The 11,075-nt window shown below is 72.8% G+C and carries 10 protein-coding genes; 3 read left to right on the top strand and 7 right to left on the bottom strand.

Annotated elements, in window-relative coordinates:
* Positions 1–199: 199 nt before the first annotated feature.
* Genes gndA through ABD466_RS31555 form a run of 4 tightly spaced genes read right to left on the bottom strand, consistent with a single transcriptional unit; the run spans position 200 to position 3,802 of the window.
* Entirely contained in the window at positions 200–1,657 is a 1,458-nt protein-coding gene (gndA, locus tag ABD466_RS31570; RefSeq protein ID WP_344660865.1) for an NADP-dependent phosphogluconate dehydrogenase, read from the bottom strand.
* A gap of 44 nt (positions 1,658–1,701) precedes the next feature.
* A complete protein-coding gene (locus tag ABD466_RS31565; protein WP_344660864.1) occupies positions 1,702–2,037 on the bottom strand; it encodes a hypothetical protein in 336 nt (111 codons plus the stop codon).
* A 26-nt stretch (positions 2,038–2,063) separates the two neighbouring features.
* Positions 2,064–3,365: an amidohydrolase gene (locus ABD466_RS31560; protein WP_344660863.1), complete on the bottom strand. Its 1,302-nt coding sequence runs from the start codon at positions 3,363–3,365 to the stop codon at positions 2,064–2,066.
* Between the two features lie 11 nt (positions 3,366–3,376).
* Entirely contained in the window at positions 3,377–3,802 is a 426-nt protein-coding gene (locus tag ABD466_RS31555) for a PPOX class F420-dependent oxidoreductase (protein ID WP_344660862.1), read from the bottom strand.
* 263 nt (positions 3,803–4,065) lie between these two features.
* Here ABD466_RS31555 and ABD466_RS31550 point away from each other — a divergent pair, with 263 nt between their 5' ends.
* A complete protein-coding gene (locus tag ABD466_RS31550; RefSeq protein ID WP_344660861.1) occupies positions 4,066–5,397 on the top strand; it encodes a cytochrome P450 family protein in 1,332 nt (443 codons plus the stop codon).
* A gap of 14 nt (positions 5,398–5,411) precedes the next feature.
* Complete coding sequence (locus tag ABD466_RS31545; RefSeq protein WP_344660860.1) at positions 5,412–6,335, top strand: lysophospholipid acyltransferase family protein; 924 nt, start codon at positions 5,412–5,414, stop codon at positions 6,333–6,335.
* 44 nt (positions 6,336–6,379) lie between these two features.
* Here ABD466_RS31545 and ABD466_RS31540 read toward each other — a convergent pair whose 3' ends face one another.
* On the bottom strand, positions 6,380–7,600 hold the full coding sequence (locus tag ABD466_RS31540; RefSeq protein WP_344660859.1) for a beta-ketoacyl-[acyl-carrier-protein] synthase family protein: 1,221 nt from the start codon (positions 7,598–7,600) through the stop codon (positions 6,380–6,382).
* A gap of 14 nt (positions 7,601–7,614) precedes the next feature.
* Positions 7,615–7,851, bottom strand: a complete 237-nt coding sequence (locus ABD466_RS31535) for a phosphopantetheine-binding protein (RefSeq protein WP_344660858.1) — start codon at positions 7,849–7,851, stop codon at positions 7,615–7,617.
* A 238-nt stretch (positions 7,852–8,089) separates the two neighbouring features.
* On the opposite strand from ABD466_RS31535, the gene ABD466_RS31530 reads away from it, so the two are divergent.
* The gene (locus ABD466_RS31530) at positions 8,090–10,111 is read left to right on the top strand and encodes a glycosyl hydrolase family 28-related protein (protein ID WP_344660857.1); all 2,022 of its coding nucleotides are present in this window, start codon (positions 8,090–8,092) and stop codon (positions 10,109–10,111) included.
* A gap of 94 nt (positions 10,112–10,205) precedes the next feature.
* Here ABD466_RS31530 and ABD466_RS31525 read toward each other — a convergent pair whose 3' ends face one another.
* The gene (locus ABD466_RS31525) at positions 10,206–11,030 is read right to left on the bottom strand and encodes an SAM-dependent methyltransferase (RefSeq protein ID WP_344660856.1); all 825 of its coding nucleotides are present in this window, start codon (positions 11,028–11,030) and stop codon (positions 10,206–10,208) included.
* Between the last annotated feature and the right edge of the window lie 45 nt (positions 11,031–11,075).

Genomic DNA, 11,075 nt, shown 5'->3' with positions numbered 1-11,075 from the left:
GTTCGTCGTGGTGCTGCGGTTCACGCCGACGCGACGGGGGATCCGGAACCTCCCGTTTGTGAGAACGGGGTCCAGGCGCAGGTCAGGCTTCTTCGACGCCCAGGCGGGCCGCCGGCGGCCCGCCTCAACGAGTCGATCGACACGACCTCAGCAGCGGCGCCGTCGGCGCCCGCCCACCGAGGCCGACAGCGCCTCCGGATCAGGCCTCGACCTCAGGCCGTCCCGTCTCCGCCCACAGTGTGTGGAACACGCCCTCGCGGTCCGTGCGGTGGTACGTGTGCGCGCCGAAGAAGTCGCGCTGCCCCTGGATCAGCGCGGCGGGCAGGCGTCCCGCCCGCAGTGTGTCGTAGTACGCCAGCGCCGATGAGAACGCCGGGACCGGGATGCCTCGGCGGTTCGCCGCTGCGATGACCTCGCGCCACGGCACCTGGGCGCGGGTGATCTCGTCGGCGAACTCCGGTTCGGCCAGGAGGCTCGGCAGGTGCGGGTCGGCGCTGTAGGCGGCGCGGATGCGGTCTAGGAAGGCTGCGCGGATGATGCAGCCGCCGCGCCAGATGGCGGCGACGTCCGCCAGATCGATGGTCCAGCCGTACTCCTCCGCCGCGTCGCGGATCATGGTCCAGCCCTGGTCGTAGGCGATGACCTTGGAGGCGTAGAGGGCGTGCTCGACGGTGGCGACGTAGCGCTCGGCCTCGTGCGGGCGCAGCGGGTGGTCGGTGCCGCCGGAGAGGCGGCGGTAGGCCTCGCGCAGTGCGGTGCGGCTGGAGGCCACGCGGGCGAAGGTGGCCTGGGCGATCGCGGTGGTCGGCGAGCCGAGGTCGAGGGCGGTCTGGACGGTCCAGCGGCCGGTGCCCTTCTGCTCGGCGGCGTCGCGGACGATGTCCACGAAGGGCTTGCCGGTCTTCTCGTCGGTGTGGGCCAGGATCTCGGCCGTGATCTCGATCAGGTACGAGTCCAGGCGGCCCTTGTTCCACTCCCGGAAGACCTCGGCGATCTGCGGGGGCGTGTAGCCGGCGACGTGCCGCAGCAGGTCGTAGGCCTCGGCGATGAGCTGCATGTCGGCGTACTCGATGCCGTTGTGGACCATCTTCACGAAGTGGCCGGCGCCGTCGGTGCCGATGTGCGTGCAGCACGGCTCGCCTTCGACCTGGGCGCTGATCGCCTCGAACATCGGGCCCAGGACGGCGTAGGACTCGGCCGAGCCGCCCGGCATGATGGACGGCCCGTGCAGCGCGCCCTCCTCGCCGCCGGAGACGCCGGAGCCGACGAAGTGGATGCCGCGCTCGCGCAGGGCCGCCTCGCGCCGGCGGGTGTCCAGGAAGTGCGCGTTGCCGCCGTCGATGATCATGTCGCCGGGCTCCAGCAGCGGGGCGAACTCGTCGATCACGGCGTCGGTGGCGGCGCCGGCCTTCACCATGATCATCAGCCGCCGGGGCCGCTCCAGGGCGGCGACGAACTCCTCGGCGGTCTCGGTCGGGACGAACGACCCCTCGTCTCCGAACTCCTCGACGAGGGCTCGGGTGCGGGCCGCGGTGCGGTTGTGGAGCGCGACTGTGAAGCCGTGCCGGGCGAAGTTGCGGGCCAGGTTGCGGCCCATGACGGCCAGTCCGGTGACGCCGATCTGCGCTGTCGGAGAACCATTGGCGGATGCCTGCATGCGTCGCACCGTAACACTTCAGGGCGTTGACGGCCTTTCCATCCTCAGCCCCAGCGCCGCGCGTCCTCCTGGAGCCGGGCCATCTCCTCCTCCAGCCGATCGGCGGCGGAATCCGCGCCGCCGGCCGACTTCGAGGCCTTCAACCGCGCGATGATGGCCTGGAACTCGCTGATCCGGCCCTGGAGGTCCTCCTTCGCCCGCAGCAGGTTCGCCTCCTGCTTCGAGCCGGGCTGCGCGAGCAGGAGCCTGCGGTCCAGATCGGCCATCAGGTCCAGCTGCCGGCGCCGCGCCAGCTCGAACTGCTCCAGCGGGTCCTCGAAGCGGCTCAGCAGCCGGTCGGCGCCCTTGCGCAGCTTCCCGGCCCAACCACCGACACCCATCTCGCGCTCCCTTCCCGGCCCTGGACTCATTGTGCCGCCTCGCCGGCCAGCCAGGCGCACGCCGCCGTGACCAGCAGCCGCACCCCGATCTCCAGCGTCGGGTCGATCACCGGCGCGAACCTCGGCGAGTGGTTGCCCGGCAGCGTGGCCGGCACCCCGTCCTCCAGCAGCGAGTGGATGTCCGCCTCGGTGAACGAGGCCGGCTCCAGGCCGCCGAAATGCCAGAACACCGACGGCACGCCGAGCGCCTCGCCGAACGTCCCGAAGTCCTCGCTCCCGGACAGCGTGCTCGGCAGCACGAACACCCGGTCGGCGCCGAGCCCGGCCCGGAACGCGTCCAGCACCACGCCGGTCGCGGCCTGGTCGTTGACCAGCAGCGGCAGCAGGTCCTCCGGCACGATCGACGGCATCCGCTCCGCGCCGGACGCCGCGGCCTCGGCGTTCACGATCCGCTCGATCGCCGCCAGCACCTTCGCCCGCACCGCCGGGGTGGTCGTGCGCACGGTGACGGCCAGCTCGGCGTCGTCGGGGATCACGTTGGCCCGGGTGCCGGCGTGGAGCGAGCCGACCGTCACCACCGCCGAGCGGCTGGCCGCGATCTCCCGCGAGACCACGGTCTGCAGCCGCAGCACGATCGCGGCGGCGATCACCACCGGGTCGATCGTCGCCTCCGGCATCGAGCCGTGCCCGCCGCGGCCGAACACCGTGATCCGCAGCGTGTCGCAGGCGCTCATCACCGGCCCCGGGCGCGTGCCGACGAATCCGGCCGGCGCCGGGCCGACGTGCTGGCCCAGGCACACGTCGGGACGCGGGAAGCGGTCGGCGAATCCGTCCTCGAGCATCCGCGGCGCCCCGCCGACCTCCTCGGCGGGCTGGAACACCGCCAGCACCGTGCCGCCCCACGCCCCGCGGTTCGCCGCGAGCAGTTCGGCGGCCCCGAGCAGACAGGTGACGTGCACGTCGTGGCCGCAGGCGTGCATCACCGGGACCTCGCTGCCGTCCTTGTCGACACCGGTCGCGGTGGAGGCGTAGGGCAGGCCGGTCTCCTCCCGGACGGGGAGGGCGTCCATGTCGGCCCGCAGCAGCACCACCGGCCCGGCGGGCACGTCGCCGCGCAGCACGCCGACCACCCCGGTGCCGCCGACGCCCTCGGTGACCTCCCACCCGGCGGCCCGCAGCCGCCCGGCGACGACGCCCGCCGTCCGCACCTCCTGGAAGGACAGCTCGGGGTGCCGGTGCAGGTCCTGATAGACCTCGCGCAGCCCCGGCAGGACCCCGTCCAACCCGGTCAGCAGGTCGACGGGCGAGGCGTTCGTGGTCGCGGTCATGCTGGCTCCGATCACCCTGAGATGTTGTCGAACGCCACCACCTTGGTCATGCGCACCCGGACAAGCAACTCCCCCGGCACCGCGTTGCGCCGGCCGAACTCGGCACCGCGCTCGGCTCCCATGTAGCGGGTGCCGAGCCGTGTGGCCCACTCCAGCATCTCGTCGAGGTCCTCCGAGAGCTCGGCCTCGCCCTCGACCATCACGAACGAATACGGCGGTTCCGGGAGGTCGACGCACAGGCACACCCGAGGGTCGCGCCGCAGGATCCGGCCCTTCATCGACTCAGTACCGGTGTTGAACACGAAGTCCGGGCCGTCGAGCAGGAACCAGATCGGCGTCACGTGGGGCGAGCCGTCCTTTCGGGTGACGGCGAGCTTGCCGGTCCGGGTGCCCTCCGACAGGAAGGCCCGCCATCGTTCCTCAGTCATCTGTCGCATGAGGGAATCCTCTCGTGGCGCGCGCGACACGCCGATGCCGCCAGACCGGATGAATCATCACTAAAGCGCTGATTATCCTTGTTTCGCGAGCAATCGGTGCACGGAGGAAGGACTTCACTGATGGCCCCGGCCTCCGCCGACCACCGCCCGGTGAACGACCTGATCACGGCGTACCCCGGGCACGGTGGCGCCCGACCGGTGAGCCGGTGTGCTGGAGCACTGCGGCGGAGCGGCATCGGGACGACATCGGTGAGGTGGCGAGGGTGAGGATCGAGGACACGAGTCTCAGCGCCCTGCTGGCGGCCGGCCGGCTGCCGTGGGCGCAGGCCGCGACGCGCGTGCCGGGCCTGGGGCTGCTGGGCCAGCGGGCGCTGACGGAACGGTTCGTGGGCGCCCTGGGCCTGGTCCGCTCCGGCCGCCCGGCCCGGGTGAGCACGCTGTTCGGCACGTTCCTGCTGCCGGCCACCGGCGCGGACTGCCGGGGCCTGCTGGACGCGGCGATCGCGGCCGAGGCGCTGGGCTACGCCGACGAGGTGGACGCCGCGGGCCGGCGGCACCGGCTGCCGGAGTGCGCGCCGCTGCCGCACGTGCCCCGCGAGTTCACGGACCTGGTCGCGTTCGCGGCTGAGGAGGCCGCGGCCGGCCTGGCCGGTGAAGTGACGCAGGCCTGGTCGGCCACCGTCCGCCGGCTGGCGCGCCGCCTGGTGGTGCAGTCCTCCGACGACACGCTGCTGGACCGCCTCGCGGTGGAGTCCGGCACCGCCCCCGCCGACGAGCGCCGGGAGGACCGCCGCGAGGCCCTGGACCGCAGGATCCTGGTGCACCTGGAGGACCTCAAGCCGGACTGCTTCGCGGGCATGACCGGCGCGACGCCGGAGAGCCCCGTCGCCGTGGAGGGCCTCGCGCACCTGCTGACCGCGATGATCGTCACCGCGGAGACCGTCGGCCCGCGCGCCCTGGCGCTGCTCGCCGCCGACGGACACACCGACCGCGCGCACGTGGAAGCAGCGGTGCACAAGGCGACGGTGCTGTGGCCGGAGCTGTTCGCCGTCGCCCAGCGGGTGGCGCGGCCCTTCGAGTGGAACGGCACGGAGATCGCGGCCGGCACCGAGATGCTGATCCTCAGTTCGGTGCTCAAGAAGGGCTTCTCACTCGGTTCGCAGGACGCTGACGGCTCGCTCGAGGACGACCCGGTCCAGCCCTGGCAGCTCTCCGGCCTCTGCGCCTCCCCGCGCCGCTGCGCCACCCGCGGGCTGGCGCTGTCCGTCACCACCGAGTTCCTCGTCGCGCTCCTGGCGAACGGCACGCCGCGTCTGCTCGCGCCGCGCCTGAACCCCGCCCGGCCGCCGATCGACCTCGACCCGCGCCGGGTGCGCGTCGACCTCTTCGCGTCGGGTGTGCCACGGCGCCTCGAGGGCCTCGAAGCGACCGCCAGCGGGCTGGAAGGGCACGCCGCCGCGCTGCGGGACCTCGCCTCGGACCCGCGCTGGGACCACGCCGAGGGGGTCCGCGCCCGCGGCGTCCTTCTGGAGCACGCCCGCCGGTGCGAGATCGCAGCCCACGACGTCCGGCGCGTCACGAGGCCCACCTCGTGAACCTGGAACAGTGCTTGCGCGATCTCCGGCTGTCCGCCCTGCTGCCGTCGGCGCACGGCCACGACCGGCCCGGTCGGATCCCAGGGCAGCACCGCGGATCCGAGGCCCCTTCCCCGGCGGCGTCGGCCGTCATGGAGCGGCTCGGCTCCGGGCTCGCGCGCGTCGCGGACGGCGCGGCGCGGGCCCTGCGCGGCGAGTCCGTCACCGAGGTCGTCGACCCGGCGGTCATGGATCTGCTCCGGTTCCTCTACGACTCGTACTTCCGGGTCGAGTGCTCCGGTCGCGAGAACCTTCCCGCCGAGGGCCCGGCGCTGGTCGTCGGGAACCACTCGGCCGGCATGTTCCCGTGGGACGCGACGATGGCGGTGATCGCCGTCAACCGCGACCATCCCGAAGGCCGCTGCCTGCACAATCTGGCCGCCGACCTGATGTTCCGGGTCCCGTTGCTGGGCGACTGGACGCGCCGCATGCTCGGTGCCGAGGCCTCCTCGGCGAACCTCCGCGGGCTGCTGGAGGCCGGCGAGATCGCCGGGCTCTACCCGGAGGGCTTCCGGGGGAGCGGCAAGACCTTCGAGCACCGTTACCGGCTGCGCCACTTCGGCAACGGCGGCTTCGCCCGCGCCGCGCTCGGCGCCGGCGCCCCGATCGTGCCGATGGCGATCGTCGGCGCCGAGGAGGCGTGTCCGATCCTGGCCGATCTGGCGCCGGTCGCCGAGCTGGTGGGGCTGCCGTACTTCCCGGTGACGCCGACGTTCCCCTGGCTCGGCCCGCTCGGCGCGGTGCCGCTGCCGACCAAGTGGAGCATCGTCTTCGGCGAGCCCGTCGCCGTGGACGGGCCGGCCACCCCGCAGCGGGTGCGGGAGCTGGCGGAGCATGTCCGCGGTACTCTGCAGGCGATGCTCGACGCGTCCCTGGCCCGGCGGACCTCGGTCTTCTGACCGGTCGCCTGGAAGGGCCTCGGAAAGACGGTCCCGGCCGGGGCTCATGCCCGCGTGAGCGCCACCGCGACGTTGTGCCCGCCGAACCCGAAGGCCTGCACCAGCGCGGCGTCCACCACCGCTGCGCGCGGCCGCCCCGCCACCACGTCGAGTTTGATGTCCGGATCCTGGCACGCCAGGTTCGCGGTCGCCGGGATGACGCCGTCGCGCATCGTCAGCAACGCGAACACCGCCGCCAGCGGTCCGGAGCCGCCGAGCAGGTGCCCCGTGGCGCCCTTCACCGACGTGACCGCCGCGTGCAGGCCCACGGCCTCGGCGATGGCGTCCGCCTCCACCCGGTCCCCGACCGGGGTCCCCGTCGCGTGCGCGCTGATGTGCGCGACGTCCGAGCCGCTGAGTCCCGCCCTCCGCAAGGCTTCCCGTGCGGCACGCACCTGTCCGCCGGAGTCCGGGGTGGTCACGTGGAACGCGTCGCTGGTGACCCCGTGGCCCGCCACGACGCCCAGCACCGCGGCCCCGCGTGCCCGCGCGTGGTCGGCGCGTTCCAGGACCAGCATCGCGGCGCCCTCGGCCACCACGAACCCGTCGCGGTCGGCGGCGAAGGGCCGGGCCGCGTCGCGCGGATCGCCGGGGCGCCGGGACAGGCCGCGCAGCCGGTCGAAGGCCGCGACGATCACCGGGACCAGCGGCGCCTCGGTGCCGCCGACCACGGCGACGTCCGCGTGCCCGGCCGCGATCAGCGACGCCCCGAGCACCATCGCCTCGGCCCCGGACGCACAGGCCCCGGCCGGGGCGAACGTCCCGGCCCGCGCCCGCACTTCGAGCGCCACCGCCGAGGCCGGTCCGTTGGGCAGCAGCATCGGCATGGCGTAGGGGGACATCATCCGCTGTCCCCTGGTCTTCCGGATCTCGTCCTGGGCCAGGACCGTGGCCACGCCGCCGATCCCGGTCCCGACGGCGGCCACCAGCCGCTCCGGCTCGACCGCGGGCTCTCCCGCCCACCGCCACGCCTCCCGGGCCGCGACGAGCGCGGCCTGCTGCGCGCGGTCGGCGCGCCGGCCGCGGTTCGCCCCGAGCACCTCGGCCGGCTCCGCCGCGAGCTGTCCGGCGATCCGCACGTCGAGCTCCGAGGCCCAGGGGTGTGTCAGCTCCCGGACACCGGAGTCCCCGGCCAGCAGCCGGGCCCAGGACGTCGGGACGTCGCCGCCCAATGGGGTCGTGGCGCCGATCCCGGTCACCACGACCGGGGATGAGTGCCCGGTCATCGGCACGTCCGGCGCTACACGCCGGCCAGGGCCGCCAGCCGCTCGGCGGCCTGGCCCAGCGGCAGCCCGAAGAGGTCGGCGACGGCGTCGCCGTCGGCACCGAACTCGTCGCCGGCCAGCACCACGAACTCCTCCAGGGCGAGCGAGTCCAGGTCGAGGTCCTGCAGGGTCACGTCCGGGCCGACCAGATCCTCGGGGATCTCCAGACGGTCGGTGAGGATCGCGACAAGGCGGTCGAAGGGGTCGATCATGCCCCGCATGCTAGAGCGCCGCATGCACGGTCCCGGTATCCCGCTACTCCATTAGGGATCCCGGGTGCCGGGCGTCCCCGGCCCCCAGGCCGGGATCTCGCATCGCCCACCGCAAGAGAGGAAAGAAATCTGTCGTTCGATGCAAGAAATCGAGCATCATCAGAAGTATGGCGATGGTATTGCGAAATTGTTGCGCAGCCCTCTTGTCACCGCCGGGCCGGGGCCCTACCGTCCCCTCATGCCCACACCCCTGAAAGGAACGGCGGCGGTGATCGCCGCCGCCGTCGGTTTCAGTACTCTGACAGCCGCCGCGGCGGCGGGCCCCGCCTCGCGCCCGGCCGCACCGACCCGGGTGACCCGCGCCGCACTGGATCCGTCCCTGGTCGCCGGACGCGGCGCCGATCTCGGGTTCTCCGAGCAGGAGGCCGAGAACGCGGTCACGGACGGGACGATCGTCGGCCCCGGCCGCGACGCCTACACCCTCGCCGCCGAGGCGTCAGGCCGGTCGGCGGTGGCGCTCGAACCCGGTCAGTACGTGGAGTTCACGCTCCCGGCGGCGGCCGACGCGATCACCGTCCGCTACAGCATTCCGGACGCGGCGACCGGCGGCGGGACCACCGCACCGCTGGACGTCGCGGTGAACGGGCGCGACCACCGGAGCATGACGCTCACGTCGCAGTACGCGTGGCTCTACAACGAGTACCCGTTCAGCAACGACCCCGCGGCCGGGCCGCTGCACCCGGACTGGTGGACCACCGAGTGCGGCTGCGTGCCGGACGCCACCACGCCGGCGCCGGCGTTCCCGACGCCGTTCCGGCCCAACCACTTCTACGACGAACAGCGCCTCCTGCTCGGCCGCACGTACCACGCCGGGGACGTCGTCCGGCTCACCGCGCCGGCCGGCTCGACCGCGCCGACCACCACGATCGACCTGCTGGACTCCCAGCTCGTCGCCCCGCCGAAGGTCGACGCCCGCGCGGCGGACGTCCTGCTGTTCGGCGCCGACCCGTCGGGCCGCCGCGACTCCGCCGAGGCGATCGACCGTGCCATCGCCTTCGCCCGCAAGGCACACCTCCCGGTCTACATCCCGCCGGGGACGTACCAGGTGAACCGGCACATCATCGTCGACGACGTGACGATCGAGGGCGCCGGCAGCTGGTACACGATCCTCAAGGGCCACCAGGTGACGCTGCCGGCCCCGGCGCCGGACGGCTCGGTCCACACCGGCGTCGGCCTCTACGGCCGGGACGCCTCGGCCGGCGGCTCGCACAACGTGCACCTGTCCGGCTTCGCCATCGAGGGCGATGTGCGCGAGCGCATCGACACCGACCAGGTCAACGGGATCGGCGGCGCGCTGAGCGACTCGAGCATCGAAGGGCTCTACATCCACCACACCAAGGCCGGCATGTGGCTCGACGGCCCGATGACGAACCTGACCGTCTCCGGCAACCAGATCGCGGACCAGATCGCCGACGGGATCAACTTCCACACCGGCGTGACGAACTCGGTGGTGCGCGGCAACTTCCTGCGCGACACCGGCGACGACGGCCTGGCGATGTGGTCGGAGAAGACCGCCGACAGCGGCGACGTCTTCGACCACAACACGGTGCAGACCCCGGTGCTGGCCAACGGGATCGCCCTCTACGGCGGCAGCGACCTGACCGTGACGGACAACCTGGTGGCCGACCCGATCCGCGAGGGCTCGGCACTCCAGATCGGCACCCGCTTCGGAGCGGTGCCGTTCAGCGGCCGGATCCGCGTCGGCGACAACACCACGGTCCGCTCCGGCACGTTCGAGCTGAACTGGAAGATCGGCCTCGGCGCGATCTGGATCTACGCCCTGGAACACAGCGTCGACGCCGACCTGGAGGTCACCGGCGACGACTTCCTCGACAACACCTACAACGCGATCATGATGGTGTCCGACTGGCCGGTGAAGGATCAGTACTCGATCACCAACGTGCACTTCTCCGACATCAAGGTGGACGGCACCGGCACCGACGTGGTCTCCGCCCGGGCGGCAGGCGGCGCGACGTTCCAGAACGTCCAGGCCCGCAACGTCGGCGCGGTCGGCATCGACAACTGCGGCTCGTTCCACTTCACGCCGGCCGGCTCCGAGTTCACCGTGACCGACCTCGGCGGGAACACCGGTGGGGGGACCACGGGGCCGTGGATGGCGGGGTGGGAGCTGCCGAACACGCTGACGTGTGACGACCGGCCGGTCGTGGTGGCGCCGCCGGGCCCATCGCCTTGGTCATGAGGATGGAGACGTGAGGACGGGGACGTGAGGCCCGGGTCGTGACGGGGCCGGCGGCGGTCGTTCGTGGCCGCCGCCGGCTCTCGGTGCCACGGCACTACCCCTTACGACCCACCGCCCCGTACATCCAGATCGAGTCCGCGTCCTCCGGGATCTCCCCCTCCGGCCGCCACCGCGGCAGCAGCACCACTCCCGGTTCGAGCAGCTCCAGCCCGTCGAAGAAAGCCCCGAACTCCTTCGCGCTGCGCACCGTCAAGCTGGCCGTCGACTGCTCATACGCCTGCGCCGACACCTCCAGCCGCGCCGGATCGAAGTCCCCGGTCACGTGCGTCATCGCCAGGAAGCTGCCCGGGGCCACCGCGTCCATCAAGGTCCTGACGATCCGGTACGGCTCCGCCTCGTCCCCCACGAAATGCAGGATCGCGACCAGCAGCACCGCGATCGGCCGCTCGAAGTCCAGCACCGCCCGCACCTGCGGATCGGCGAGCACCGCCTCCGGGTCGCGGAGATCGCCCTTGACGATCGTCACCGCCCCGGCCTTGTCGTCCGCGGGGCGCGCTCGCGCGTGCGCCAGGACGATCGGATCATTGTCGACTCCGACGACGTGCGCGTCCGGCCGTGCCGCCAGCGCGCTCTCGACGGTTCCACCCGGGCCCGGCAGTCCGATGCCTATATCGAGGAACTGCGATATCCCCTGTCCGGCCAGCTCTCGCACCGCCCGGCCGAGGAACGCCCGGTTCGCCCGGGCGAAAGCGCGGACCTGCGGCATGTTCCGCAGCACCTTCTCGGCGGCCTCCCGATCGGCGGGGAAGTTGTCCTTGCCTCCGAGGTAGTAGTCGTACATGCGAGCCGGTGTGGCGACCCCGGTGTCGATCTGCGCCACCGGGAAATCCGGTGACGCCGCCCACTGCGCCTCTGTCATGCCATCCCTCCCGCACCGACGACGCCGACAGCATCGACCGCAGAC

The organism is Catenulispora subtropica (assembly GCF_039531675.1).
GTDB classification, from domain to species: domain Bacteria; phylum Actinomycetota; class Actinomycetes; order Streptomycetales; family Catenulisporaceae; genus Catenulispora; species Catenulispora subtropica.
This window is presented reverse-complemented; position numbering and strand designations above follow the sequence as displayed.

What these genes read in the sequence shown, in the direction of transcription:
- gndA (WP_344660865.1), bottom strand. Translation starts at nt 1,657, where the DNA reads ATGCAGGCATCCGCCAATGGTTCTCCGACAGCGCAGATCGGCGTCACC.
- ABD466_RS31565 (WP_344660864.1), bottom strand. Translation starts at nt 2,037, where the DNA reads ATGGGTGTCGGTGGTTGGGCCGGGAAGCTGCGCAAGGGCGCCGACCGG.
- ABD466_RS31560 (WP_344660863.1), bottom strand. Translation starts at nt 3,365, where the DNA reads ATGACCGCGACCACGAACGCCTCGCCCGTCGACCTGCTGACCGGGTTG.
- ABD466_RS31555 (WP_344660862.1), bottom strand. Translation starts at nt 3,802, where the DNA reads ATGCGACAGATGACTGAGGAACGATGGCGGGCCTTCCTGTCGGAGGGC.
- ABD466_RS31540 (WP_344660859.1), bottom strand. Translation starts at nt 7,600, where the DNA reads ATGACCGGGCACTCATCCCCGGTCGTGGTGACCGGGATCGGCGCCACG.
- ABD466_RS31535 (WP_344660858.1), bottom strand. Translation starts at nt 7,851, where the DNA reads ATGATCGACCCCTTCGACCGCCTTGTCGCGATCCTCACCGACCGTCTG.
- ABD466_RS31530 (WP_344660857.1), top strand. Translation starts at nt 8,090, where the DNA reads ATGCCCACACCCCTGAAAGGAACGGCGGCGGTGATCGCCGCCGCCGTC.
- ABD466_RS31525 (WP_344660856.1), bottom strand. Translation starts at nt 11,030, where the DNA reads ATGACAGAGGCGCAGTGGGCGGCGTCACCGGATTTCCCGGTGGCGCAG.